Source organism: Chromobacterium sp. Panama (assembly GCF_003052555.1).
Taxonomy (GTDB): domain Bacteria; phylum Pseudomonadota; class Gammaproteobacteria; order Burkholderiales; family Chromobacteriaceae; genus Chromobacterium.
In genome coordinates this window covers 4305484-4330842 of record NZ_QARX01000001.1, presented here as the reverse complement: position 1 = coordinate 4330842, position 25359 = coordinate 4305484, and the positions used below count along the sequence as shown (strand labels likewise).

Below are 25359 nucleotides of genomic sequence, written 5' to 3'. Positions count from 1 at the left end.
GAGGGAGGGGCGGCTAGCTTCAAAACCGGATCTGGCCGGCTTTCTCGCAGTTAATAACCCCCCGCCCTGTATGTGTCTCTTTACCATATGGACAGGGGGTTGTAGGGGGCACCGGTTTTTACTCAGCGCCGGTATGCCGCCCGTAGGATGAGGTGAGTATGCATTGGATCGGCTGGCGCGAAGTAGCGGTTCAGATGAAGGAAATCTCGGCGGTGGATCTCGATCTTCAGCGATAGACAGTCGGCGGATTGCATTAGGCCGTAGTAGCTGTTCAATGTGGCTTGCATGGCGCGCAGCAATTCCAGGCTTGGCGCGATCGGGGGCTTGAGCAGGCCGTCCTGGTGCCAGCTCAGCCAGCGTCCCTTGGACGGCACGAGGATTTTTTGCCGCGAATGCGGCGCCAGCAGATGGTTGAAATAGGCTAGATAGCGCCGCAGGGAGGCAATGCTGCGTCGGCGCAGGCGAAGTTTGTGCGGGTAGACGACATAGCCCAGGACATTCAGGCCTTGCCGGGTTTTCTGGATATGGATCTTGTTGGGATGCAGTTGCAGCCGCAGTTGGCTGTGCAGGAAGTCCTGAATGCGCTGTATCCAGTGTCGCAGCGTGGCGGTGTCATCGGCCAGCAGCACCATATCGTCCACATAGCGGATATAGCCCTTGGCCTTGAGTTGATGCTTGATGAAGTGATCGAGCGGGTTGAGATAAACGTTGGCGAAAAACTGGCTGCTGAGGGAGCCGATGGGCAGGCCGCAATCCTGTTTGCCGTGATAGAGCGTTTTATGGGTGGGGATGGATTGTAGTAGGCGACGGTCGCCGCTGAGGATGGGATTGGTAGAGGTGGGGTCATTCAGAATGAGGGTGCTGGATAGTTGGTGCACGTATTTCAATCTTGGCTCAGACAGTTGGACCTTACGTAGTGCGTGGTTCCATAGTGAAAGAAGGGTTGGACGGTGAATGGAGGGATAGAAACTACGGATATCGATTCTTGCTGCATATCTGTGCTTGGGCTGCCTCATAAAATGCTGCAGCCGGCTTACCGCTGCGTGAGTCCCTTTGCCTTTTCGATTGGCAAAACTATCTTCAATGAATTGTTTGTCGATGGCGGTGTTAACTTGACGAATCAGCCAATGTTGTACTAGGCGGTCTGGGTAAGCCGGTGCAAAGATTTCTCTGGGCTTAGGTTCTAATACGACGAATCGGTAGAAGTGGCCTAGTTTCCATGTGCCGGATTCTATTTTTCCGGCAAGCCTTAAACAAGTAGAGGCAAGCAGGGGTAGGGCTATCTTTTTCTGCAAGCTGGAGTGAGTTTGGCTAGCGCAATGGAGTAGCTCTTGAGCCAGTATAGGGCGGTTTAATTCGTCAGAGGAGGTGTTTTGAAGTCTGAGTTTCGGCATCCAAAGGTTTTCTCGGATATGGCTACTATTTTTCAATGCTACTATGCCCTTCATGGTCATTTGCCAAAAGTGTTTCGGATTACGGTTGGAGAGCAAATTATGCATGAGATGGCGGAATGTTTAAAGGCAATGGCTCTGGCGAATGGAGTGGATAGGCAAGATGTAGAAGACTGTCGTCGCGGGGCGGTCATTTTACGGGAAGCCCAGTCGAAACTAATTGCAATTCGGACTTTGCTACTGACAGGGTGGAAGGTGAAGGCCATTTCCCATGGTGCTTTTTTAGATATCGAAATAAAAATGGAAGAAGTGGCCCGGCAAGTTGGTAAATGGCAGCAGTGGTTTCAAATTAAGTCGGGTACGTAGAACTGGAAGGTTGGTATTTGATGGGGCTGCGTTGTTTGTTCGAATGCTTGGATTTGATGACTAGGGATGCGATTGATATGAAATACAGTGATTTTAAAAATAGACGCCAAGGGATAAGGCGTAGTTCGATTGGGGTACTGTTAGCCTGTGTAATGGGACTGCCCTGTGGCTACGCAATGGCGGAGGCGAAGCCCCATTTATTGTTTCATATGGGAGTGGGAGCGAATGGCCAGTTCGCCGTCAAAGGTACGATCCAGAACCAAGGAGATCGCCCGGTGGACCATGGCTATGTGGTGGTGTCTATGCGGGATAAAGGCTGTCGATCAATAGGTGATCAGTTGCAGACATTTGGCAACGTCATGCCGGGTCAGAAGCTGCCTTTTGAAGTGCCGGTGGATGGCAAGTTGTTCAGTTACCGCTTGTCAGCCTTCAAAGCCTTTGACGATATGGGATATGAGCTACCCGCTACCGACGATACCTTAAAAATTATCCAGGCTAGGGAAAAAGAGGACAGAGCCGTGTGTCGTAAGGAACGTGGTCGAACGTCGGAATGAGGTGGGAATATCCTAGGTTGGGACGAGTACCAATGAAGCGGATATCAAAAATGGATGTGTCCGAGCTAAACGTATTGGTGGTGGACGATCATCCTATTGAGCGAGCCCACGTCAAGAGCCTGCTAAGTAAAGCGGGAGTTGACAAGGCGCAGCTGTGCGATACCTCTAGGGCGGCGGCGGAGATCTGTTGTCAAGAGGGGGTGGACTTGCTTATTTGCGACATCATGATGCCGGATGGCGGTGGCAGTGAGTTGGTATTGATGTTGAGAGAGGCCTTTGTGAATGGGCGTTTGGCTAGCTTGCCCGTTTTGGCCTGGCTAAGCTCAGTGGACAGCATCATGCTGTTTTCACATATGCGTATGGCGCAAGAAGCCGGCTTCGAATGTGTCAAAGTGGTTCACAAGCCTTTGGTGATGGCAGATTGTCAGTCTGTGCTGCGCGACACTTTGGCGGTGGTGTACAAGGTGGGGGCGTTGCCGGCGGCGCCCGCTCTTGGCGAGGATTTACTTAACTCAGCAACGCTGCGGCATGCAATCCAGGAGACGGAGGAGTTCCAAGCTTGGTATCAGCCGCAGTTAAGCCTGCAAGATGGGAGGGTGCTGGGGGCGGAGGCTTTGATACGTTGGGTCAGGCCTGATGTGGGCGTGATGTCGCCTTCGCGCTTGATGCCAAGAGTGGCGGAGTTGGGTTTAGAAGGGGTGTTGTTTGACAAGGTTGTGGCGCAAGCGGCTGCGTTGCAGCAACGTTTGTTGCAGGCGGATAGGCGTTTGCCCATTGCCGTCAATGCATCCGCCGCGGTGCTGTCGCAAACAGATTTGCCGTTGCGCTTGGAGCAATATTGGCGCAAGCAGGGGCTGGTGCCTAAGCTTCTGACGGTAGAGCTGGCTGAAAATGTCAACATCGAACAGAGCGTGGAGCTGATGGTGTCACTTAACCGTTTGCGTGCAGCAGGCTTTGGCTTGGCCATTGACGACTATGGCGTTGGTATTTCCACGCTCAGGATGCTGGCTGATATCCCTTTTTCTGAGATCAAGTTGGACCGCAGTTTTGTCCAGAATATGCAAGGGTCTGAGGTGTGTTACGAATTGGTAAGGTCCGCTATCCAGCTGGGGGGACGGCTGGGGATGACTGTGGTGGCGGAAGGGATTGAGACCATGGAGCAAAAAAGCATGCTGCAATTCATGGGGTGCCTGGTAGGGCAGGGATATGGCCTGTTCAAGCCCATGCATGGCGAGGAGCTGCTTGCCTTACTGCAATCAACCCGACCTGAAAGGTCCTCAAAAATAAATGCGGAGAGGGTGGTATGAGTCAAATCAAGCTAATGGTGTTGGATGACCATGACGTTGTGAGAGCAGGTTTGCTTTCCTTTCTCCAGCACCTTGACGATGTGGAAGTCTTGGGAAGTTTTGGCCGAGCCGTTGATTTGGTGGCTGGGATGCGGGAACAAGCGCCAGAGTTGGTGTTGCTGGATTTCTCGCTTGGCAAGGGGGAAATGGATGGTTTGCTGTTGATCCAGAGCATTGCTGCCCGGTTCCCGGATTGCCGCATCTTGGTGATTTCCGCTTTTGAGGTACCGGCGGCAAAGTTGGTGTTACAGCGGGCGGGCGCTCATGGGTTTATCAATAAATCAGCGTCCTCGATGGAGATTGTCAAAGCGATTCGAGTCGTGGCGTATGGATATCCGTTTTGGCCCGATACGGAGCAGGGAAGGGGTGAGCAGAAGGAGTTGTCAGGCTCAAGTGAGGTGCCGGTTGAGAGCTTAGTGGAAAAACTGTCACCGAGGGAGCGAGAGGTTATCCGCTGTTATTTGAGTGGGATGACGGTATCTGAGATTGCGGAGAAGTTTGCTCGTAGCGTGAAGACCATCAGCACGCAAAAACATACAGCATTTGTAAAGATGGGAATCAAAACGGATCGAGAACTATTTATGTTACGAGATAGCATATAAGCAGCTTTTGCTGATTGATATGTAATAACCGGGTTTCCCGGTTTTTATTTTCCTGAAATTTAGGTTGTTTCTTATTTTTCTGAGAGACATTTAGGGATAGTCTGATTGTTTTGCTGGTGGTGATGCAGGAAAATGTTCCTCAACGAGACTTGCCATTTGGTGGGTGCAAAAAAAGGCTTAAGTGGAGCGCATGAAAAGTAGGATAACAAAAACGGCAAGGCCTAGGTGGCAGTGGTTGCGTGTTGTGGCGATGACGATGGTGCTTGGCGGCGTGGTTGTCGGATGTGCTGAAGCCCCTGCGAAATCCGTCAGTAGCGCACGCCAGGAGAAAGCTCAAATCAACACCGATGCTCAAAAAGTATTGCAAGGTCTCTATGAGCGCACGCCGGAAGCCAAGATCCTAGTCGCTAAAGCCAAGGGTGTGTTGATCTTTCCAAAGGTATTTGCCGTGGGCGTCATGGTGGGCGGTGAGTATGGCAGAGGCGTGCTGCGGGTCTCGGGCGTGCCGCAGGACTATTACAGTGTGCTGGCTGCCACGGTGGGTTTGAAGGCTGGCGTTCAGTCCAAAGCTCAAGTTCTATTGTTTATGACGGACGACGCAATAAGAACGTTTCGGGATAGCCAAGGATGGGAGGTGGGAGCCGATGCGTCTGTTGCCATGATGAAGACCGGCGCTAGTGGTCATTTGGATGTACGAAATATCCACCAACCAGTGCTTGGTTTTGTGATGAACAATGCGGGATTGATGGCCGGTGCCTCTTTGGATGGGCAAAAAATATCGAAGCTTGATATCTGAGCGGTGATGTTGCAGGTTTGCAGCCAAGCCTACCGGTCCCCGGGTAGCTTGGCTATTTTTTCGAAAGCCAAATCCATGTGCACAAGAAATGAATGTATCCAATTGGTCGATAGTATTATGAGTCGTCTGCAAACTCTGGAGAAAAAAGTCTTGGTTTGGGATTCTAGGCAACATCGCCTGCGTGCTTTGGCCTTGAAGTCAAAATCGATTGAAAAGTTTTGGGAGAGCGAGCAGAAGCGTTGCGTGGTGGGAACCTTTGACAGCAGGGCTAATTACTTGGATGTGCTGCAGGCACTGCAAGCAACGCTTGAAGGTATCAATAAAAGGTGATTTTATAATGAAAAGTGAAAGGTCTATTCAAAACCAAAAGGCAGCGATATTAAATGTCATTATTCATCAACTACGGCTTATTCCTGAGTCAGGAGGGTATATTGCGCCGAAGTTGTTGCGCTTGACCGATGAGTTTTTAAAAAATGAGCAAATGGGCAAGATGGAGGAACTAGTATCCATTGCGTTGGAGGCCGCTAGGCGTAAGTGCCGTGCTGCCGTAGCTAAAGCGCGTGATGGAGGCCCGGCCGTGCTGTCTAGAGGTGATGCGCAGTTGTTGATTGACTGTTTATATCGGGTAATAGAACGGCTGGCGTCCTCAATGGGAGAAGGGCGAGTAGAGTGGCTTTGGTTTAAAACGGTGAAAGTATGATGAAGACCAAGAAATGGTATCAAGGTCTATGGCGTTATTTAAAAGCGGTGGTCTTTTCCATTACGGTATCTGCTGTGGTTTTCGTGTTGTTGCTTGGAAGTGCTTGGGGCGTGGATCAGTGGGGTTGGCCATGAGTTTGAGAGGTGTAAGGAGAGAGGGAGGATGGTTTGATCTTGACCCATGGTTATCAGCCGGCTCCAGAGCAGAGTAAGCGAGTTCCTGACGTGAGAGCGAGCGGCATTAGCAGTCTATGGGGTGGTGGATACCTGGCTCCGGTGGGAGGCGGAAGAGAAAATTACCGACGCTAGGCGTATATTGGCAGCCTTATGGGAGCAGTTTCTGAATAAAATATGAAATGCATGGCCGGGTTAATGCCTTTGCAAACTTGCCCTGATAGCGACAAGCCATGCCGAACAAGCCACCTCTTTGTATTCTTGCTTAACTGAGGGGAGGGGTAAAATGGTCCAAAGCTTGGCGTAGTGCCTGAAGTAAGTTCCCGCACTCAGACTCCTGTTGTCCTATAGCGGATTCCAATGCGTCTGCCGCCGCTGCGATCTGTTGTGTTTGCATGGTGCGTGAGGCGCCTTTAATGCGGTGCACATGATGATGCGCTGTTTGCCAATCTCCCCGCGCGATGGCTTGTGCGGCCTGATCGTAATCCTCTTCATTACAGTTGATGAAGGCTTGCCAGAGGCTTGCCTCTTCCGGTGCCGATACGGGTTGTGATGCTTGTTTGGGTGGGGAGGACAAGGAGGGCAACCACATCCATAGGAGCGTTTGGAGTGAAGCAAGCTGTAGTGGCTTGCTTAAAACATCATCCATGCCGCTTTCAAGGCAATGTTTGCGATGGGCATCACCAGTATTGGCCGATATCGCAATAATCGGTCGTCTCTTTTTACCCAAAAGTTGTTCTTGAATCCTAATCCTTTCTGCCGCCTGATAGCCATCCATCAGAGGCAGGTGGCAATCCATCAAGATGAGGTCGATTTCTTCATCGTGAGCTAATGTGTGAAGTGCTTGTAGGCCATCGCCAACGATCTGGCATCGCAGTCCCAAGGACCGGACTTGCGTGGCAATCATTTCTTGATTGGCAATATGATCCTCCACCAACAAAATCAATGCATGACCTGGAATCTCGGCTCTAGGGCCCGACGCCACCAGCGGAGCAACGCGTTCTTGACAAATAGTCGCGGGAAAACTCAGCGTAAATTGACTGCCTTGTCCTTCTTTGCTTACCAATGTAATTGTTCCCCCCATCAACTCGATTATCTCCTTGCAAATAGAGAGTCCCAGTCCAGAGCCCCCGTACCGACGTGTTGTAGAGGCGTCAGCTTGAACAAATGGCTGGAATAAGGCGGCTTGCCGATTGACGGGAATGCCAATTCCGCTATCGCTGATTTGAATGCAAATCTGATTTTTTTGATTGATTAAAGAAGTGCAGGAATTGCTTTCGGCCATTATTTCAATAAATCCTTGTTCTGTAAATTTAATGGCGTTTGATATTAAATTTCTCACTGCTTGCTTTAGGCGAATGTCATCAATAAGTAAGGCGGGTGGGATTTGATTTAGAGTTAATAAAAGGGAGATTTTTTTTTCATTAGCTAGTGGGAGGTACTGGTCATGCAATTCTTGTAGCAGTAAAGCAATGGAAGTGGGGCGTGCCTCTAATTCAATTTGATGTGCTTCAATTCGTGAAATATCTAATACGTTATTGAAAAGCTCCATGAGGTTGTTGCCGGCGCTTTGAGCTTGTTGGAGAAGCTTTTTTTGATTGGTGCTCAGGTGGGTGTCTTGTAGTAACTCGTTGGCTGTTAGGATCACACCCAGCGGGGTTCTGAGTTCATGGCTCATCATCGCGAGGAATTTACTCTTTACCTCATCGCTTTCTTTTTTAGCTTGGTAGGCTTTTCGGCTGAACACTAGTGCTATTGTCATCACAGACAAAATGGCAATGGCGGCTAATAATGTCCAGTGATAACCTTTCCAGATATTTTTGAGCTCGGGAATATTTTGATTTGTGTGTTCTTGCCAAAGCAGCGTGGTGTTGAATAGCTCGCGAGCGGTAAAATTTTGGATGGTCTTGTTTAAGATGGAGTAAAGAATTGGGTTATCTTTACGGACCAATAGTGTTTGCGCACTGGTTTCTTCTTCATATCCTGCTATGACGAGGGTGTGGTAATTGGGTAGTTCAAAGATGGCGTCTTCGCGTAGTAGCAAGGCAACATCTATTGAGCCATTCGTGACAGCTTGCAGTAGCTGCTTTTGATTTGAAAATCGTTTTATTTTGAGTGTGTTTTTATAATGGGGAGGTAGGTAGCTATTGTTCAGAAGACCCATTTTTTGTAGTGGGATTGTGCGGATGCTTGGAATGAGCCCGTGGGTATTTCTTGTAACAAAGACTCGGACTAAGGGGTTGTAAGGAAAAGTAGCAACGTAGTGCGTATGAATAAAGCTATCGGATTCGGCCCTTAAGTCTGCACCAATGATCACGGTAGGAAGCTGATTGTTTGGAAGGGAGGCAAGGGGGTGGGTTAATTCGCTCAATTTAAGTGAGAGTCCTGTTTTTTGACGAATCAGCTCAGTTAGCTCGGCCTCAATGCTGTCCTGATGGTGAGTGCTGATGGTATTGGCTTGAGTGATAGGGTGGGCCTGAGCCCATTTGACTTCTTTTTCATTTAATAAGCGCTCAATAGGCACGGCTAGCGATACCGCCGTCAGTAAAATACCTTGAGTAAAGATTAATAAATATCTTGGCATGTTGGTCTCCGCCAAAGAGTTGCTTGATTCTTAATGTATACCTTTATTTTGTGAAGTCAAATATTAAAGAATAAGGCAGCGATTTTTGGGATTTATCCTATTCGTTTTAAGTAAGAATAGGATTAATCCTATCTGTTTTTTTAGGAGGGGAGGTACAGCCTGTTGGGCGAAAACTATTTGTGATATAAAGCTAGATGTAGAATGAATAAAATTGTGCTTGCCTCCTTGTTATGGAGCTCAGTTTTACAGGCGCATGCTGCGGACTAATCCATTCTGAAAGGGGGGTACAGAAAATTGGCGCACTAAGCGAGATTGATTTTGATATGATATATAGATGTTAAGTCAATCCTTCTGATAATTATGTGGCTTTTTTAAGTGATGGTTGGGAGATTGGGCTTGATGTGCTTGTGGCGATAGTAAATTCTATAAATCAGGAACGTTTGGAGTTTAAACAGAGTGCCACTTTTTGAATGACAGTAACTTTGTTCCTATATGTTGGTGCAAGTGCCCAATTGATTACAGCGGGCTATAGTGATGATAATGAGCTGATCGCTAAGAGCCTGTTTACGATTTGCTACGCGTCGGCGATACGGTGTTGAAACCGGCTTCGAAATGCTCATGTACCACTTGACCAAAGCCGCTTTCTCAGCCGTTTTCGCCTTGTAACGCCCTGGCTCGCGAGATCGTAAACACGTTCTAAGATGCTGGACTCTAATGATTTGAATGGCTTGGAGTCAAATATTTTTTTCAATAAAAATAGGGCATGCATAGCGGAATTGAGTGATAGCATTTCTTCGGGGAAAATGGATATGCTTAGCGATGAGTTTAAATAATGTGCGATCAGGCTATGGATTGGCGCGTGTTTTTATTTTTAACCTATAGGGTGGGCTTCATGGTGGCCCCTCCGTAGTAAAAATGACCAGTGAGCCGATCATTTTGTTTTTGAGTAAGACGCATGTGGTTTGGGTGTAATCCTATTTCTTGGTTTTGAAAAATAAATGTTATCCGATTGGCTGAGGGCCTTCTGTTCGCTATAGTGGCTATAATTTATTACGGTGGACTTGTTTGAAGATGAATGGCAGTAGAGTAGCCGAAAGGCGTGTTGATATTACTTTGAGTGTGCCTGCTTATGAAGATGTGGATGCTGTAAAGAAAAAGCTATCTGCTATTATGGTGAGTGACCAACGGACATTGATGTATCGAGATGTGTTTGTGAGGTTGCTAGAGTCGCGAGAGAGCGGTTTGAAATTTACTACTAGACTCTGGACTAGGAATGAAGACTACTGGAATGTTTATTATGACCTTGTCAGTAAATTTAAGATGGCTTTGACGGAGTGATGGTTCGAAGTTCACCGAAGAGCAGATCACCTTCACCTTGCGTCAGGCGGAGTCCGGCTCCTCCGTTGCCGAGTCTGTTGCAAGATGGGCGTCTTCGAAGTGACCTTCTACAACGGAAAGAAGAAATACGGTGGCCTGGGCGTCAGCGAGCTACGTCGCTTGAAGCAATTGGAAGAAGAAAACGCCCGGCTCAGGCGTATGGTCGCTGACCTGAGCCTGGATAAGTTGATGCTGCAGGAAGTCCTCCACAAAAAGAGGTGGAGTCGGTTAGCTAACACGAGCTGGCCAACTTCCTGATCGGTGCGTACCGCGTCAGTATACGTCGCGCCATAGCTGTTATTCAGTTGCGGCAAGCGACGTATTTTTATCGTCCCCACCCTCGTGACGATCGAGCGGAGCGGCAGCGAATTCGCGATATTGCCGCCACGCGGATTCGCTATGGGGCAGGCCGTATCCATGTCCTGCTGCGGCGAGAGGGTTGGCGGATCAATCAGAGGATGTCGCCGTGACCATGCGGCACGTACAAGCCTGGCGCGGAATACCTCCGCGGATTCAGCTCGACAGCGGCAGTGAGTTTATTTCTCTGGCGCTGGATCAATGGGTCTATGAGCAAAGCGTCACGCTGGACTTCTCGCGACCAGGAAAACCCATGGATAATTCCTTTATCGAGTTGTTTAATGGCAGCCTGCGCGATGAGTGCTTGAATGTGCATTGGTTTCTGTTGTTGGGTGACGCGCGTGACAAGGTCGAGCGTTGGCGACAGGATTACAACGAATTCAGGCCGCACAGTTCGCTGGGCGACCAGACCCCGTGCGAGTTCCGACTTGCTCACCTTGAAGCCGGAAATCTCTAGACTAGACCGCTCGGTTAGTCGGGAGAAGGTCCGCTAGGCGGCGGAAGGCAAGAAGTCCTGATTATCTCAATGGCATTATAATGCCATCTGTCATCTAGTCGTATCGTTATTGCTGTCGACGGAAAATGTCGACGTCCTTTAACCATCCCATTGAAAAGGGAATGGCCGCCCCAAAATAGATGACATCCCGATCCGGTGACGCAAGTTAATTGGTAGAAGGAGAGTAATGTCGCACCCGCCCCCCGAAGTGTCGTCGCTCCCCGGCGCCAGTTCATCCTCTTTCACCACGACAGAGCAGGACCTGGCTGCGTGGCTGGATGCTTGCCGGACTGCCGGCCACCATGTTGCATACCTCCATGCAGGCTACTTGTGTAAGGTGGCCGATCTCGACGAGCCGAGCCGCACTCTTCATCCCGCCGATCCCGGAGCCTCGGCAAAGTCGAGTTTGAAGAAGTTGGCTACTAAAGGCCTGCTCATGCGCATCGAACTACCGTTGCAGTCGTTGCAAGATGCACGGGAAGTCGACCCGGCATGGGAGCGGTCTCCCTTGGCAACGGCAGGTGATCTGGACACGCTCATCGCCGTCAGGGATGGACTCCTGGGCAGGACAACTGGCCGCGGGGCCCCGATCAACGACAAAACCGCCCAGAAGGTCTGGGCTGACGCCGGCGGCCGATGCATGTTCAAGGGATGCGGGGCGGATCTCACGGAAATCCCCCTCTGGACGAAGGCTAGCCGGGTGGGCTATCTAGCCCACATCATTGCATCCGACCCAGATGGGCCGCGAGGCACTCAGACAGACTCACACCGGCTTTCGAACAACCCGGACAACATCATGCTGATGTGCGATGCCCATCACCGTCTAATCGACTCTTTTGCATCGGCTGAATACCCTGCCGCGACCCTCTATGAGATGCGCAGAACCCACCGGGAGCAAGTACGTCTCTACCTGGATTCCCTGTCATACCCGGCCAGCCAAGCGGTGACGCTGCACGCCAACCTGGCGTACGTTCCAACTTACTTCCATGACGCGGAGTTTGTGGAAGCCATCTTGGCAACCGGCCGCTCCATGCTCCCAAGAGTTGTCCATTACGTGCGCCGGACAAGTCAGCGTGATGATCGAAATACTACAGGATTCTGGGCCAATTATCTTCGGGAGCACGAAGCACATATTCGGCACTTGGTCACAAGCTTTAATTCCGATAGCGCGACCGCCACTGGAAGCCTCTCCGTCTTCCCACTCCATCACATTCCTACTATGGTTTTGGCAGGGCGCATCATGGGCGAGGCCCAGGCTATCCAAGTCTTTCAGTACAACAAAGAAAGCCGCTCATGGGCTTGGAACCCGCAAGCCATTGCCAAGCCGGCCGACTCATTTAGTGTGAATACTTTGCCGACAGAGCGGGCACAGGAGGTCTTGCTTACCGTCGAATTGACTGCTGCAATCAACGAGCAGGCCATTCCGGCGGATCTGCAGACGGCTGTCGCTGCTGGAAGAATGCATTGGTTGCGCGTTACGACAGCAAACCCACGCTTCGACTGCATCGCCCACCCAACTGATCTTGATCAGTTTATGCGGGTCGCCCGGCGTGTGATTGACCACGTTCAGGATGTGATGCGCGTCCAGAAGGTTCACTTGATCGCCATTAGCCCTGCCAGCGCTGTTTTCCGCTTCGGGCAGATGCTTCAGGCTGGACATCACCCCGAGTATGTTGTCTACGACCGTGCCGGCAGCGAGCACTCATTTGTTCCTGCATTCTCCATCACAGGCCACAGCGTGTCGGCTCCTGATGGTGAACGTTCTTTCTCCATCTCCCTTAGGTAAGAGCCCGCCCCATGATTCTCACGAAAAGCGCCAGCTTGGTACATCAGGCCGAGCAAACCCGAACCACTCGCTTAACCGAGTCTCTTTCGCATTCCATTTTGGGGAAAAGTATTGGGTTCGACTCCGCTATGACGGACCTGCTTCTCACCTACAGCCCATGGGCAGGTGCCTTGAAAGAGGCTAACGACCATATCACGGTGCGCCCGGAAGAAATCGAAGCGGCTGCGGATGCGTACGAAGAAGCAGCGCAACATCTAGTGGCCAATTTGAAATGGCCAGACCATACAATCAATATCCTCGTGCAAGGCTCCGCCAGTACGCAAACCTTAATCCGCTCACCCAACGGCAATGAAAAGTTCGATATCGATGCTGTTTGCCAGGTGGATATTTCTCGTGTGACCGCACGTGACCCCGTGGGCTTTTTCCAATCCGTTGGAGACGCGCTGCGGGAGCTGGAAGCTGAAGCAAAAAAGCGCTGCTGGACCATTCCGTGTTCGAAACAGAAGTTCTATATAGAGTTCACTCCATCCGTACCTCTGGACAATGTCCCGCCAAACACCCTGGATGCAATGGCGCCAAAGTATCGGGTTGCAGAGCAATACCGTGCAACTGCCTTGGCTGTGGTGGACACTCCTTCAGAGATGTGGAAGACCTCGAATCCTGCAGGGATGACCAAGTGGGTTGATGATACCGCCCGCCGCCAGTTGATCCGCCAAGTTGTGCTGGACTCCGTGATTCTCGCCAAGTCGGCTGCTCATGTGGACCAGGTTCCCGACCAGAAGGTGGAGATTACCGACACCCTGCGTATCGCCATCCGCCTCTTCAAACGTCACCGTGATATGTGTGTTCGCCGGAACATACTCACTAATGAGTTCGCGCCAATCTCTATCATCATCGTAACGCTGCTGACCCGGTGTTATGAAGGCTTGGCCGACCTTGGACGCACCTATGTCCATCCGGTGGAATTACTCGCTGACCTTACCTCCCTCATGCCGCATCTTGTATTGAAACTGGATGGCCAGTATCGGGTGGACAATCCTACTGTTGAGGGTGAGAACTTTGCTGAGAAGTGGAATACCGATGGCGGGGCACGTTACCGGTCATTCTCCGCATGGTGCCGAGTGCTCAATACGGATCTGAAAGCCATCCTCGAAGAGACCGAAAAGCAGGCGATTACCAATCGTGTTCGTGAAGTATTTGGGATCCCCGCCCCCACCTCTGGCGGTTCTGGCTTGTCATCTAAGGTTGTTGCCGCGCCTCCTGCGACGCCTGCAGGGCGGGGTCTTGCCTGAATACGAAGGATACTAGTTGACTCTGGATCTTGACGTCATCCATAAGCATTTCCCGGACATGCTATCACCGGTGCTGAGCCGAGACGATGGAGCAACGAGCTATCGGCTAAAACTGTCGCCACTTCCGTCCGGGCGGGAATTCGCTTGGGCGGAACTTCGGCTGCCGAAGGATTTCCCAACTCATGCCCAGGCCAAGATCTACTTATCCCCCGACGCCATATTGCGCATTCCCCACGTTGAGTGGGCCGGTGCCCTATGCATTGACGGGGATCCTGGACCCGGCTGTGGACTGTCGGCAGAAGAGCGGATTTTTCATCTGTTGCTGAACTATCATGATGCATTTCTGCGGTCATGGACCACTGGTGCGCTAGATGAAGATTTTGCCCTCGAAACCCTCAACTATTGGGCCATTGAAGTGGCCAAGGCTCGGGCGAAAAACGATCCAGTACGAGCTGTCTGGACGGTCGCTCCTTGTCCGGAGCACCCGGTACTTCTCCGGGGGACCCTACTGACCCCTGAACGAATCGTTATTGCGTCCGATGAGCAGTTGCCTATTACCAACCGTTTGATCCGTGTTTTGGGGGCGGGAGCCAGCCAGCGCCTAGGCGTACTGGTGGCGGATATTCCCATCTCTCACGCACTGACCCCGCAAACATGGCCACGTACCGCGTCTGAACTGGACGTTCTCCTCTATGCGCGCCTTGAACCGCGGGACTATGATCAACTCCGTGATGCGATCAGTCGCCGCGGTCGTCGGGTGCATCGCATTGTCCTGCTGCGCAACAACGAGTTTGCTTATGCCTACCTGCTCCCTAGTGGGCCAGCCACAGTGGTAGACGATGGCTGGTGCACGAAGACTTATCCGTCCCGATTGACTCCCCAGCCACTCAATACCGAACGCCTTGACCCGGCCTGGACGGTAGGCCGTGACCAGCACCCTGAAGTCAATGCTCGCCAAGGAGTGCACGTCCTAGTTTTAGGGGTAGGCGCCCTGGGTAGCCCCGTGATCGATCATCTCGCTAAAGCCGGGATTGGCTTAATTACCGCCGTAGATACCGAAGATCTCGAACCACCGAATATCGGCCGCCATCTGTTGGGAGCGGAGTCCATAGGCAAGTCGAAAGCAGTAGCTCTTGCCCAGCGAATCAATACTGGTTACCCAGCCACGATCGTTACACCGATCACAAACAAAGCGGAGGCCTGGCTGAACCAGCATTCCCTGGGGGGGGTAGATGCTGTCCTCGACCTCACCGGTGAACCCGATGTGCGCAGGCGTATCGACCAAGCTCGCCGCCAACACCCCTGTCCTTTGCTAATTGGCTGGATGGAGCCGTATGTTGCCGCTGCACATGTGTGCACTCTTCCGGCCGACACCCCCTGGCTACAAGGCAATGATGATCATTTGACCAAGCTTGAGGCAGTCGTGTGGCCAAAGGAGGTGATCCGTCGGGAGCCTGGCTGCAGCAGCCGCTTCCAGAGCTATACCGCCGCCGCCGCCGCGCACGCAGTGGCCCTCGTTGCCGAACAGGCCCTCGACCTGATTGATGGGGGCGACTCTACGGCAGAGGCTCAAGTTGTGAGCTGGGTAAGAGGCCAACGCTATCTGGACAAGCACTGGCCGGGTCTGGAGCTGAAAGCATGGGCGCAAAACGCCACGCCTCATGATGGAATCATTTTAAGGCGCGCTTTTCCGTGATCCGGATTTTCTTTTACCCCGATTCGAAGCGTTACGTTCTGTTCACCGAGCTGGTCCTTGAATATATGTATGCCCACGCCCAGCGTAGGCTGTGGCAGGACGAGGCAGGAGGAGAGATTTTTAGTGCTGCACCCGATGCATCTGGCCTGATTATCACGTCAGCAGCGGGGCCCAATGCCGGTGATCGCCGTAGTCGGCACAGCTGGAACCCAGACACGGCTGCTGCGGATTTGGCTCGCCATAATGAATTCACCCAAGGACGGCACGCGGTGGGCTTATGGCACACCCACCCTGAAATATCTCCGACTCCCTCTAGCCTGGACCGGGAAACGACCCAGGCATATCTGAAGTCTTTTCTGGAGCAACGCTCGCGCTACCTGATGGTCATCATCGGGAACCACGGTAAGACTCTCTCTATGGCTGTATGGGCATTTACTTGTGAGGCTGGGGGTAGGTGGGAGGAGCTGAAAGAAACGTCGAATACCGTTGATTTTCAAATGGATGGAAGAGAAGGAAAGCGGTCTAGATAGGAATAGTAGAGGAGCTATAGGCGCATAATGGGTGGTACAAGCTGGCCGTTTTGGCCAGGTTATGCTTCCCGTCACACCCTGACCAGGATACTGTGTTGCGGCACAGCCTGAGCAACGGCGGTGCTTTGGCACACTGCGCTTGCTCGCTGCTGCTGGCCCATCAACCACAAGCGCGTGGAGCGGCTGTACCACGAAGAGGGGTTGCACTGTGTTTGCGTCACCGCAAGAAGCGTCCCAGCCAGCTGCGAGTGGTCTTCGGTGCAGGCTCCAATCAATGCTGAAGGAATGCCAGAATCAGCCAACCTAGTCCAGGTCAGAGCAGTGATCGAGCCCTGGCGACAAGACTATAATTATGTGCGGCCATATAGCGTCCTGTAGTTCTAGACCGACATGCCGTATCGGTAAACTATCGACCCCTACGTGAGAAAATTGCTAACTAATCGGTGGTGTATCATATGGGTGAATGTCACAGGCTACCAGTTGCTTGCCGGGTTGTTTTATTTCCAAATGGCATGGCGTCAATGTCTTTCCCCGTTTGACGAGTGGTTTTTTGGTCGGGGGAATGGTCTACATTTGTGAATGAATCAATACTATATCGTGATGCGGCAGACTTGGTTAAGGAGTGCATGATGTCTGACCACCTAACTAGAGTAATTACAGCTCATGTTCCGGCCTCAATGGCAGACAAAATCGACTACATGGCAGGTCGTAAGAGGTGCTCCCGTGACTGGATCATGACGCAGGCGTTATCTGCTTGGATCGAGAGGGAAGAAGAACTCGAACACCTTACCCAAGAGGCACTTGCGGATGTCGACCTTGGTCAAGTCATCAGCCACCAGGCCGTAATTATGTGGGCGGAAAGACTGGGAGCAGATAGCTCACTTATGTCAACAGGGAAAGAGGGAGAGTAAAACTTTCTAGACCTAGCGGCAATGCAATTAGTTTGCACTGAAAAATAAATGGTCTGTAGGTCAAATGGTTTCTTCAATTGGTTTTCCCCCGTTGGGAGCCCAGCTCAGTTGTCGAAAACTCTACCAGCAGGATATAAACGATGCACAAGTCCGAACCAACCGAATTTTTGGAAACGTCCTCTGCCACGGACTATGACACTTATGTACGCCAAGCAGTTCAAGCTGCCATAAATGATCCTGCTCCTAGTGTGCCGGATGAGGAGGTGAAAGCTTATTTTGCCAAAAAACGCATGGAAATACTGAGCCGCTTGGTTGACTGAATTTATTAGTCGTATCTTCCCAGTGCTAAAATCTAGAGTGTGGGGAGATTGGTACCGCTTTCAATGAGCAGGCGGGGGAACTGCGATGGCATACCGTGGCGGAGAGTTAGTTTAGTTGCCCATGCAGGAGTGTTTCGAGGGAAGATTATCTCTCGACGAGGAATATGTCCGCCGGGACATACTCGATCATATCAAGATGTTCTACAGCCCGAAGCGTCGTTATGGTTCCACAATCGCCGGTTGAGTGTTAGAAGCAGAACCTCCATTGCGGCAAAGGGGCGAGAAAAGCTAGGGCGGTTCAAGACCGTTTTAGAAGCTAGATGACTTCGTAGAGGATAGCTCGTACGGGAAAATTGTTAGGGGTATGCTGTGTGAATTTGCAGTGGTTGCTCCCCTTAAGTCTTCCCTATAGCTCCATAGTTGAAGTCTGCGTAGTGCAAACCTATTTGCTATTGTGGCTATTTGTGTTGATGGAAAAGTGCAAACATTAGCAGTATTGCATTTTCTTGTAACACATTGAATTTAAAGGGATGTGTGGTGCAGGCATAATTGCAATCTATCACTAGTGTAAGCGGTAAATAGAAGCGTTGGTTTTTAGTTTCGAAGAAGCGTGGGTTTTCGTAGCCTCAGTTGCCTGGAAACCCACGCCAGCATTGCTTCCCAACGTATTTATTTGTCGCGACATTTCCCGCCAGAATTGCACAAGAAGCACCCCCCATTCTTTTTAGAATTCGTCCTGGGTGCCACCGTCTAACCTCCTCTTGCTGTTGTAGCGTTGCCTACTCAGTACGGTGGCATTCACGTCTTCGGCATGACTCACAAGCGGATTCTATGCGCAGCACATGCAGTGGGCTGCATCCGTATAGCTTAAAACCCACGCCTTCGGTTGTGCAGGGAGATGGCCATCTGAGCTCCTTCGTCTTGGGTATCTTGGATGATGTGTGGTCTGCAGCCTGCGATGGGGGTATAGCTGGTAAGGGCTGTTGACTGACGTTGGGAATGGGTTCTACAGGGGGTGGTAGCTTGCTGTAAAAATGTAAGTTAATACGTACTTTTTCGTCGAGGAGCGAGTGACGAAGCTGGGGGCATGGCAATGATGCTTGGTTTGTTTAGTCGACGCTTGCAGGTGTGGATGCTGCGGCTGAAACCAAGTCTCGATATTCAATAAAGGCGTCCAAACTTCTGCTGCGCAGGATAACGAGGCATCGTAGGAAGTCGGGTAGAAATAGATTTCCAGACGTTACGTGAGCAGCGAGGGTCTTCTGTGTGAAGCTGGCGCCAAGCGTGGTGAGCCGAGCGGCAAGCTCATCGATGCTCACCGGTGGGATTTGACGGATTTCGCTAAGAATGACAGCTTTAGCACGCTCGTCCCAAGGGGTTGCAACATCAAATGCTGTTCGCCAAAGCATAGGCGGCTCGGCATCAATCACATGAAGAATCTGCAGGAACAACTCCAGGCGTACCCTTCCGAGCGCGACACGAGACGCCAGTGCTTTTTCGTCTTCGTGCATGCCAAATGTAGTTGCTAACCGCCTAGCGAGCTCGGCATAGCCCACATCTTTTCGCATGAGGGCAACGCGAACGACGCGGGCAGCCAAGCTTGCCCAAGGAGCAATTTTTTCGCTCACAAATTTCCTTGTGTTCTAGAAATTTACGTCTATCGTTTACGCTGTAAATACCTACATTTTTATAGGAGAGCTCTCACCGCTTGGAATGGGCAAGGACCCTGCTATCAGCGTTGGTGTAGCTCAATTGTAGGAATGTCGGCTGTTTCTGCCAATGGTTGGTGCGATGGCTCGCATGTGGGTTAAGAAGGGAGCTGATGGCGAAGCGGAGTGCGCAAAGGACGTTATGCGTGATGGCTTGGCGGTTTGCAAGCTGAGTTAAGCGAGGGCATTGCAGCAGGCCGGTTGTGTGCGTACGTGCAGAACTGCTGTGCGAACGCGTGCCCTTGCTTTGGGGAGAGAGTGCACAGTAGAATGCGGATTCTTTTGTTTTATACGAAAACGCAAAAACCCCGATATTGCCTCATGTTATACCGGTAATTGGCATTTTGTCAAGCGAGCCGTTACACCATTTCTCAATCACAGTGGGCTGGAGCACAAGCATGTAAACGCTAATTCGATAGCAGCACCAACAACCTATGCACCACAAATGAAAATGGAGGGTTTCTGGTAGCCCCCAGAAATCCCTCCACTGAGTTTGTTTTAGTGGCAAGCCAAACTGAAGCCGCCCAAACTCCCAATTCAGACGGGATGGTTTCATGCATGGCGTGCTCTGTCAACCCCTGCGGCCAATTTTTTGCCTGCAGGGGGGCGAAGCTATGGATGCAATCAATGGAAATGACTATCCGCGTCATGGATGGCGGCCGCCTATACTCCCGCCGCCCAGACTCTTTTATCGTAAGTTGCCCGCTCAGGGGCCACGCCTACTGCCCGTTGCCTCATCGTTGTTCCCGGTGCGGCTTGTATGCGTCATGGTTTGAACCTGCCTTGATAGGTGGCCGCCATGCATAACTCTCTGGTCACCACGGCTTCCCGTTCCCCGCAAGTGATGCCGCGGGAAGTTGTCTTGAGTTCCACTTCAGTTGCCGTGAGCGACCTATTGAGCCCCCGCATGGCCGAAATCATGCGAGTACTGCCGGCCACGGAGTTGCGTAACAAGATGCGGAGGCCGGCGGTGCCTCATGCAGCAGAACTGCGAAAGGCCGACCCCGAGACCAAAATCCAAGCCCTCTCCAGTTTCAGCGGGGCCTATCTCCCGCTAGCGGAGACACTGACGTTTACTTCGCAGGTTCTGGCTAAGACTCGCGAGGTATACCGCGCCAAGCAGTTTGGTTGTGAGGAGTTTCGGCGTTATTTCCATGCAACCGCGGAGGTTCTGCATGGCGAGAGATTGCGACCACTACCTGTATGTCTCAGTTCTATCACCGACACAGGATTCTGGCTGACAGGACCCTCATTAATGGGGCGAACTGCGACTTTGCGGCGCTTGGTTGAAATCTTGGGTAGGCCATTTTTGGTCGAGGGAGAGCATCCTGCTCCGCGATGTATGTGGGTGATACCGGTTCTCTACCTAACCTACCCGACCTGCGGAACGCTCCAGGGGATGCTTAGGGATATGCGTGAGCGCGTACTGTCTGTGATTGGAGGGTACGACACCGATATCAATGCACTGTCCGATATAGAGGGGTGGCGTGGCCAGAATGTAGCAATTGCAATCTGCACCCTGCTGAATGTCGGCCTGGTTGTCCTCGATGGTGGTGGCTTTGCAAACGTCAATGGGCATACAGCGGCCATCTTGCAATTCCTGCTTAAGTTGCGACAGCACACAGGCATCCCAGTGCTCATCTCAGGCACCAGCGCATTCATGTACTGCACAAGCTTCATGGGAACTACGGCCTCTAACCTGGTCAACGGCCCTGGTCTGCATCTCGACCCGATTCCCAAGCCTGCTCCGTTGGTAGATGGCGTGGTCCCGAAAGCCAGAGGTGTCTGGCGGCAAGTGGTTACCTGGTTGTGGCAGGAGGGAGTGCTTCCAGAACATTGTGAGATGCCGGCTGCGCTTCCTGAGTGGGTATATGGCGCGACATTTGGCCGATTTGGTTGGCTGGTTCAGGGGTTTCGGGCGCTGCACGTCACGCTCGTGACGACACCTGAGATGCAGCAGCCAGGCCACCTTACCGAAGACGCTGTGAGGCAAATATTTGAGCGGGCGTTACAGCTGCATACCGGTGCCCGAAGTGCCATCGCGAGGACGCAAGAAGTGGTATCTGGTAAAGGCAAGCTGGCTGTCTTGAAGAATCTCGACCACCTTCCAGCGGCGCTTTTTGAAAAGCCTCAGGTGCACGAGTGGTTGGATGAAGCAATCTTGAGTCGGATATGACCGCCATGAATCGGAACATTTTGGTAGCGCCGCACTTCCCTGACGGAGAGATTGTGAACGCCTTCCTCACTCGCATACTGAGTTATGGCGGCGTGCACTCCTTGTCTCTGGCATGCCGCCAGCTTCTCAATAGACGCCCCAGTCTTGATGGAATGCCGAATTACCTTGGTTTATTCCATCAAGAGCTCGGCTATCTTTATGGCGATATCGATACGCTCATCGATAAGCATACCGAATTCAACTTCATTTGCTGCGGCCTGCCCAAGGCGAAGTTTTCTGCTCAGCGGGCTAGGTTGATTGATATGTACAAAGGGCCGGTTCGGCTCTGCCGACTTCCTTTACTTTTTGGTGTCAGTGAACAGAGTTATCTGCAATGTTCTGAATGTGAAGAGCAGCAAAAAAGAGAGTTTGGATTCTCATTCATCCATCGGCGCATGGGTGTGCCATTCGTAAATGTCTGCCCCATTCATGGTGTTCCTTTGTGTGCCAGCAAGAGACAGTTGCTACTTTTTGATGCCCACTGCCAGTCAAAGCCAAATAGTTATCAAGTGGTTATGACTATGGAACTCGGGAAACGCATTGAATATTGCATGGAGACGCCTGTGTATTTATCAAGATACGACAAAGATAGTGTTATTGATTTATTCAAATTATCAGGTTGGATAGATGATAACAATCGGTTCCACCTTATAGATTTTACACGGAAGTTCTCGATTTTTTTTGATGGAGCATTTTCGGATGAGCGTTTAAAAATTCTATGCCAGTCGGAACGGCATATTGAAAATGCGATACGTGCGCTATTGCGTAATGAAAAAAGTATCCACCCAGAATGGTGTGTGTTATTTGCTTGGTTTGCGGAGCAACAGCCATACACCGGTCCAGCCCAGTCCACGGTAGCCATACCCATTGAGGCAGCGCACAGAAGATTGGTAAGTCCAAAGGTAATGCCGTTGCGTGAAGCTGTTGCTGCCGAGCTGGCTAAACATAAGGCCCTGCAGGCAACAGCAATGGCTATGGGAATTAGTGCCTCGCTACTCAACGTGTTGTGCAAACGTTATGAAATTAATGTCAGTTGGCGTCCTAAAACTTTGAAGGAATCTGTTGCTAACCTAGTCAAGAAAGAGCTAGTGGATGGTAAGTCACCGTCTGAAGTTGCTGCAAAATTCCAAATTTCGCTAACAAGCGTGTACCGCCAACTTGCAATTTTGACAGACGTACCGCTTCCTCGCGAGAAAGCGCTGAGTGCTCGCATAGAGTCTGATAAGGCGGAATGGCTGAATGCTATCCAGACAAATCCTGAAATGCCTCGCAATAGTTTACGGAAGAAATATCCAACATTATGGATGCGCTTATATAGAAATGCGCATGACTGGTTTGTGGCCAATCAGCCTACTTTCCAGTTGCCTAATAATGGAGTGCGTGCAAGCCCGCCATGCAAATTACTTTGCAACTTAAATAGCGCGCTCGCTGAAGCAGCTGATGTTTGTACTGCGCCAGATAAAAAGCGCATCAACATGTCCCGCTATCGTTTCCAAGAACTTACACGAGTCCCTATCTATGCTTTGAAGAAGTGTGAGGATAATGGTTTTGTGGAAAAGCGCGAGGAGCAGCATGATGATTTTGTTCGAGCGCGTCTCAAGCGCCTTGCTGGGCTTGTCGGTAGACCATGTGCTATTGCAAAGAAAGCTGGCCTCCGTGAAGAGACCATTCGTAAAGCATTAAAGAAAAAAACAGATTGATTATTTCAATTTAGGGGATTGCCAGTGGTGCGTAGAAATCCGCAGTTGTTCACCATGCACATGGTGCCTGAAGAAGACGTGACTGGATTTATTGTGCGTCAGTCATTTGAGAGGAGTCAAGGAAAGGTCCTTATACGGCCAAGCACTGTAGCGGACTCTACAAGACGACCAGGATGGGTATTCCCCTCTGGGCTTGGCCACCTTGGGGAGGAATTGCAGGCCAAACTTCCACCTGTTGACGAATTAATTGATGGTCATACTCGATTTCCGCTTTATGCAAAATTCTTGACGGGAAAAGATTCAAAAGCATTACGTGAGCATCACAAGGGAATCGCAATTAAGGGGGTGGCCGCTCGTGTTGGTATGACGAATGGTGCTTTCCGAGGAAGGATGACTATGTGCCCAGAGTGCATGGAGCGCGACATCCACCAGAATGGTTATGCCATCTGGCACCGACTTGCCTTGATGCCGGGAATTTTGGCGTGCCCAGTACATAAACGACCGCTACTCACGTTCTGTGAGGCCTGTGAAGCTGGTCATCGTCGTGTACGGACGAACTGGCGTCCGATGAGACGCTGTGTATGTGGCGGCCATTTAAGGGTAGTCGCGAGGCTAGATAACAAAACGCAAGAAATGGCCATATCGGTCGCCAGTATGGCCGACCAAATTCTTCGAGGAACGGGCTCTTCAGTGGTGTCCTCGGAGTCTGTCACACAGGCTCTGCACCATTACTTTGGAAACTGCCGGCGTCTGCATAACAGGTTGAATGAAGCGCTATATCAAGCTATTGGACCGGATTATCGCTCATTCCTAGGTATCGGCTTGGATACCTTGAAGCGTCTGGTAGGTTCTTTGGGTCACTATGGTCCTATTCGCAATCCCATTCAAAATCTTGCGGTCATACATGCGGTTTTTGGCGGATTTGATAATTTCTCAGATGTGCTACGAGCAGGCCAAGAAACGGTTGGTATTCGTTTTTCTAATCCTGAGTCGGATAAAAAAATTCCCGACAAGCGCCGAAAGGATAGGCATCGAACGAAAGAGCAATACATTGAATGGGTTGGTGGTCTTCCGTGGGAGCAGCAGGCTAATCTTAGGTTGACATATAGAAAATGGTTGCTTGAATTACTGCATGAAAATCCAGCCATTTATAGAGCAGAATTAAAATCGCTACCTGGTAGCAAGGCTGCACTCCGTTATCTGTTGAATATCGATAAGGCATGGTACGACCGCACTCTACCGTCAATGGCCAGAAAACGGTGTTATGTAACTCAAGAGCTTATTAATGTGCGAAAAATTGAGCAGCTTACTAGGCATATACAGAAACGATACGAGTTATCTCTTAAAGAAAGGCCCATGCAGCGAATCACTAAAGCTTATCTTCTCTCCAATGTGTCGTGCGAAACCGCTACTAACTTGGTGCTTGCGAGCGAAGGTATTCAAATGTCACTTGCTGCTTGCTCAGAAACCTTTGCTGAGTGGAAGAAGCGGGTGGAAGGAAACAACCTGAAGCAGGAAAAATGCTCACGATGGCATACCCAAAACGCAGGTTAATTGCTGATTGTAGTCATCTGCCCTACACCCCGGATGATGCAAAACGCATTCTCCGTACCGGTAAGCTTGACTACGTTGAGAGCTTTCCCCGACCTGAAAATGCAACAGGTTTTTATTTGGCGGATTTGGTTGGTAAGCCGATTCTGTCATGGCCTCCTGAATTGCCGAAACATGACCCGCGTGGGCATCCATCAACACCGAAATTTGAAGCATGGAAAAAAGCACAGGATAGCAAAATTGGTATTGCTGGAAATTACTTTGGCTTTAAAGGTGGAGGGCTTACACCAAACCATTCTGGACTTGAAGAACGCTGCCTCTATCATTTTGGGATGAATCCATTTGTTGTTGAGGTGCGTGCGCAATATCCAGAATGGGAACGCGGCATGTATCAGGAATACAAAGAAATGAATTTGCGTATGCCAAAACGCGGCGTGATAACTATTGATTTTCTTCTTACTTTGCAAATACCAGGGGGCTCGGGGTTTCACTATCACGCCGTTTCAGTGAAGCCTTATGAAAAGCTAAAGCAGCTATCTGTACAGAAAAGGCATCTACGTGAGGTGGAATTGCTTCGTTGGTGGGGTTGTACACACGAAATAATGACTGAGCATTCAATTTCCATGCGTGAACATATTAATAACAGACGTCTTTTTGAGTATATGAAGCTGGTGAATGATGTTTCAACATATCAGGAGGTCGCATCAAATATGGCGACCATATTGTTGAATGAGACTAGGTTTGAAATATGCGACCAGAGAATTAGTGCCGCTGCAGGATGTTTAGGATTGGGGAGGGATGTAGGCTATCGGATTTTCGCGATTGCGAATTTCTTAGGCTATCTAACACTTGACCATGAACATGAAATTTTGCCTGATAAGCCCTTGGTTTTGGTTGGGGACTGATA

At 50.7% G+C, this 25359-nt stretch carries 22 protein-coding genes and 1 pseudogene; 20 read left to right on the top strand and 3 right to left on the bottom strand.

What is annotated here, in order from left to right; genetic code table 11:
• Window positions 1-122: 122 nt before the first annotated feature.
• On the bottom strand, window positions 123-1448 hold the full coding sequence (locus DB032_RS19505; RefSeq protein ID WP_233246744.1) for an RNA-directed DNA polymerase: 1326 nt from the start codon (window positions 1446-1448) through the stop codon (window positions 123-125).
• 45 nt (window positions 1449-1493) lie between these two features.
• Between DB032_RS19505 and DB032_RS19500 the strand changes: the two genes are divergently transcribed.
• From DB032_RS19500 to DB032_RS24235, 8 genes are all read left to right on the top strand, one after another.
• Window positions 1494-1757, top strand: a complete 264-nt coding sequence (locus tag DB032_RS19500; protein WP_107800926.1) for a hypothetical protein — start codon at window positions 1494-1496, stop codon at window positions 1755-1757.
• Between the two features lie 77 nt (window positions 1758-1834).
• Window positions 1835-2311 carry an FxLYD domain-containing protein gene (locus DB032_RS19495; protein WP_146176747.1) on the top strand — a complete coding sequence of 159 codons (477 nt, stop codon included), beginning with the start codon at window positions 1835-1837 and terminating at the stop codon, window positions 2309-2311.
• A 50-nt stretch (window positions 2312-2361) separates the two neighbouring features.
• The gene (locus DB032_RS19490; RefSeq protein ID WP_233246743.1) at window positions 2362-3618 is read left to right on the top strand and encodes an EAL domain-containing protein; all 1257 of its coding nucleotides are present in this window, start codon (window positions 2362-2364) and stop codon (window positions 3616-3618) included.
• Window positions 3615-4259, top strand: coding sequence for a response regulator transcription factor (locus tag DB032_RS19485; protein WP_107800923.1), 645 nt, complete (start codon window positions 3615-3617; stop codon window positions 4257-4259). The genes DB032_RS19490 and DB032_RS19485 overlap by 4 nt, the downstream gene beginning before the upstream one ends.
• A 190-nt stretch (window positions 4260-4449) precedes the next feature.
• On the top strand, window positions 4450-5055 hold the full coding sequence (locus DB032_RS19480; protein ID WP_107800922.1) for a YSC84-related protein: 606 nt from the start codon (window positions 4450-4452) through the stop codon (window positions 5053-5055).
• A gap of 117 nt (window positions 5056-5172) precedes the next feature.
• A complete protein-coding gene (locus DB032_RS19475) occupies window positions 5173-5385 on the top strand; it encodes a hypothetical protein (RefSeq protein ID WP_146176746.1) in 213 nt (70 codons plus the stop codon).
• Window positions 5386-5392: 7 nt separating this feature from the next.
• Window positions 5393-5755 carry a hypothetical protein gene (locus tag DB032_RS23920; protein ID WP_146176745.1) on the top strand — a complete coding sequence of 121 codons (363 nt, stop codon included), beginning with the start codon at window positions 5393-5395 and terminating at the stop codon, window positions 5753-5755.
• Window positions 5752-5889 (top strand): hypothetical protein, encoded by a 138-nt coding sequence (locus tag DB032_RS24235; protein ID WP_158274368.1) that lies wholly within the window; start codon window positions 5752-5754, stop codon window positions 5887-5889. Before DB032_RS23920 ends, DB032_RS24235 begins: the two co-directional genes overlap by 4 nt.
• A gap of 304 nt (window positions 5890-6193) precedes the next feature.
• On the opposite strand, the gene DB032_RS19470 is transcribed toward DB032_RS24235, so the two are convergent.
• The gene (locus tag DB032_RS19470) at window positions 6194-8512 is read right to left on the bottom strand and encodes an ATP-binding protein (protein ID WP_107800920.1); all 2319 of its coding nucleotides are present in this window, start codon (window positions 8510-8512) and stop codon (window positions 6194-6196) included.
• A gap of 1071 nt (window positions 8513-9583) precedes the next feature.
• Between DB032_RS19470 and DB032_RS24895 the strand changes: the two genes are divergently transcribed.
• The 8 genes and pseudogenes from DB032_RS24895 (at window position 9584) to DB032_RS23915 (ending at window position 17277) form a co-directional block, all read left to right on the top strand.
• Window positions 9584-9850 carry a mechanosensitive ion channel domain-containing protein gene (locus DB032_RS24895; protein ID WP_107800919.1) on the top strand — a complete coding sequence of 89 codons (267 nt, stop codon included), beginning with the start codon at window positions 9584-9586 and terminating at the stop codon, window positions 9848-9850.
• A gap of 25 nt (window positions 9851-9875) precedes the next feature.
• Window positions 9876-10703: pseudogene (locus DB032_RS19460) on the top strand (integrase core domain-containing protein).
• Window positions 10704-10929: 226 nt separating this feature from the next.
• Window positions 10930-12528, top strand: coding sequence for an SAVED domain-containing protein (locus DB032_RS19455; protein WP_199225942.1), 1599 nt, complete (start codon window positions 10930-10932; stop codon window positions 12526-12528).
• An 11-nt stretch (window positions 12529-12539) separates the two neighbouring features.
• Window positions 12540-13820 carry a hypothetical protein gene (locus DB032_RS19450; protein ID WP_199225941.1) on the top strand — a complete coding sequence of 427 codons (1281 nt, stop codon included), beginning with the start codon at window positions 12540-12542 and terminating at the stop codon, window positions 13818-13820.
• 16 nt (window positions 13821-13836) lie between these two features.
• Window positions 13837-15516, top strand: a complete 1680-nt coding sequence (locus DB032_RS19445) for a ThiF family adenylyltransferase (RefSeq protein ID WP_199225940.1) — start codon at window positions 13837-13839, stop codon at window positions 15514-15516.
• A gap of 65 nt (window positions 15517-15581) precedes the next feature.
• A complete protein-coding gene (locus DB032_RS24890; RefSeq protein WP_107802021.1) occupies window positions 15582-16046 on the top strand; it encodes a Mov34/MPN/PAD-1 family protein in 465 nt (154 codons plus the stop codon).
• 629 nt (window positions 16047-16675) lie between these two features.
• Window positions 16676-16957 carry a CopG family ribbon-helix-helix protein gene (locus tag DB032_RS19430; protein ID WP_107800917.1) on the top strand — a complete coding sequence of 94 codons (282 nt, stop codon included), beginning with the start codon at window positions 16676-16678 and terminating at the stop codon, window positions 16955-16957.
• Between the two features lie 140 nt (window positions 16958-17097).
• The gene (locus tag DB032_RS23915; RefSeq protein WP_146176744.1) at window positions 17098-17277 is read left to right on the top strand and encodes a hypothetical protein; all 180 of its coding nucleotides are present in this window, start codon (window positions 17098-17100) and stop codon (window positions 17275-17277) included.
• A 1109-nt stretch (window positions 17278-18386) separates the two neighbouring features.
• Here the strand turns inward: DB032_RS23915 and DB032_RS19425 are convergent.
• On the bottom strand, window positions 18387-18905 hold the full coding sequence (locus DB032_RS19425; protein ID WP_146176743.1) for a DUF6471 domain-containing protein: 519 nt from the start codon (window positions 18903-18905) through the stop codon (window positions 18387-18389).
• Between the two features lie 880 nt (window positions 18906-19785).
• Here DB032_RS19425 and DB032_RS19420 point away from each other — a divergent pair.
• From DB032_RS19420 to DB032_RS23905, 4 genes are read left to right on the top strand one after another with little or no spacing between them, the layout of a single operon-like run.
• The gene (locus tag DB032_RS19420; RefSeq protein WP_146176742.1) at window positions 19786-21162 is read left to right on the top strand and encodes a hypothetical protein; all 1377 of its coding nucleotides are present in this window, start codon (window positions 19786-19788) and stop codon (window positions 21160-21162) included.
• Window positions 21159-22901 carry a TnsD family Tn7-like transposition protein gene (locus DB032_RS19415; RefSeq protein ID WP_107800914.1) on the top strand — a complete coding sequence of 581 codons (1743 nt, stop codon included), beginning with the start codon at window positions 21159-21161 and terminating at the stop codon, window positions 22899-22901. Before DB032_RS19420 ends, DB032_RS19415 begins: the two co-directional genes overlap by 4 nt.
• A 54-nt stretch (window positions 22902-22955) precedes the next feature.
• Window positions 22956-24455 carry a TniQ family protein gene (locus DB032_RS23910; protein ID WP_233246802.1) on the top strand — a complete coding sequence of 500 codons (1500 nt, stop codon included), beginning with the start codon at window positions 22956-22958 and terminating at the stop codon, window positions 24453-24455.
• Window positions 24431-25357, top strand: a complete 927-nt coding sequence (locus DB032_RS23905; protein WP_158274367.1) for a hypothetical protein — start codon at window positions 24431-24433, stop codon at window positions 25355-25357. The genes DB032_RS23910 and DB032_RS23905 overlap by 25 nt, the downstream gene beginning before the upstream one ends.
• Window positions 25358-25359 lie beyond the last annotated feature (2 nt).

What these genes read in the sequence shown, in the direction of transcription:
- DB032_RS19505 (WP_233246744.1), bottom strand. Translation starts at nt 1,448, where the DNA reads ATGAAGGGCATAGTAGCATTGAAAAATAGTAGCCATATCCGAGAAAAC.
- DB032_RS19500 (WP_107800926.1), top strand. Translation starts at nt 1,494, where the DNA reads ATGCATGAGATGGCGGAATGTTTAAAGGCAATGGCTCTGGCGAATGGA.
- DB032_RS19495 (WP_146176747.1), top strand. Translation starts at nt 1,835, where the DNA reads ATGAAATACAGTGATTTTAAAAATAGACGCCAAGGGATAAGGCGTAGT.
- DB032_RS19490 (WP_233246743.1), top strand. Translation starts at nt 2,362, where the DNA reads ATGGATGTGTCCGAGCTAAACGTATTGGTGGTGGACGATCATCCTATT.
- DB032_RS19485 (WP_107800923.1), top strand. Translation starts at nt 3,615, where the DNA reads ATGAGTCAAATCAAGCTAATGGTGTTGGATGACCATGACGTTGTGAGA.
- DB032_RS19480 (WP_107800922.1), top strand. Translation starts at nt 4,450, where the DNA reads ATGAAAAGTAGGATAACAAAAACGGCAAGGCCTAGGTGGCAGTGGTTG.
- DB032_RS19475 (WP_146176746.1), top strand. Translation starts at nt 5,173, where the DNA reads ATGAGTCGTCTGCAAACTCTGGAGAAAAAAGTCTTGGTTTGGGATTCT.
- DB032_RS23920 (WP_146176745.1), top strand. Translation starts at nt 5,393, where the DNA reads ATGAAAAGTGAAAGGTCTATTCAAAACCAAAAGGCAGCGATATTAAAT.
- DB032_RS24235 (WP_158274368.1), top strand. Translation starts at nt 5,752, where the DNA reads ATGATGAAGACCAAGAAATGGTATCAAGGTCTATGGCGTTATTTAAAA.
- DB032_RS19470 (WP_107800920.1), bottom strand. Translation starts at nt 8,512, where the DNA reads ATGCCAAGATATTTATTAATCTTTACTCAAGGTATTTTACTGACGGCG.
- DB032_RS24895 (WP_107800919.1), top strand. Translation starts at nt 9,584, where the DNA reads ATGAATGGCAGTAGAGTAGCCGAAAGGCGTGTTGATATTACTTTGAGT.
- DB032_RS19455 (WP_199225942.1), top strand. Translation starts at nt 10,930, where the DNA reads ATGTCGCACCCGCCCCCCGAAGTGTCGTCGCTCCCCGGCGCCAGTTCA.
- DB032_RS19450 (WP_199225941.1), top strand. Translation starts at nt 12,540, where the DNA reads ATGATTCTCACGAAAAGCGCCAGCTTGGTACATCAGGCCGAGCAAACC.
- DB032_RS24890 (WP_107802021.1), top strand. Translation starts at nt 15,582, where the DNA reads ATGTATGCCCACGCCCAGCGTAGGCTGTGGCAGGACGAGGCAGGAGGA.
- DB032_RS19430 (WP_107800917.1), top strand. Translation starts at nt 16,676, where the DNA reads ATGTCTGACCACCTAACTAGAGTAATTACAGCTCATGTTCCGGCCTCA.
- DB032_RS23915 (WP_146176744.1), top strand. Translation starts at nt 17,098, where the DNA reads ATGCACAAGTCCGAACCAACCGAATTTTTGGAAACGTCCTCTGCCACG.
- DB032_RS19420 (WP_146176742.1), top strand. Translation starts at nt 19,786, where the DNA reads ATGCATAACTCTCTGGTCACCACGGCTTCCCGTTCCCCGCAAGTGATG.
- DB032_RS19415 (WP_107800914.1), top strand. Translation starts at nt 21,159, where the DNA reads ATGACCGCCATGAATCGGAACATTTTGGTAGCGCCGCACTTCCCTGAC.
- DB032_RS23910 (WP_233246802.1), top strand. Translation starts at nt 22,956, where the DNA reads ATGCACATGGTGCCTGAAGAAGACGTGACTGGATTTATTGTGCGTCAG.
- DB032_RS23905 (WP_158274367.1), top strand. Translation starts at nt 24,431, where the DNA reads ATGGCATACCCAAAACGCAGGTTAATTGCTGATTGTAGTCATCTGCCC.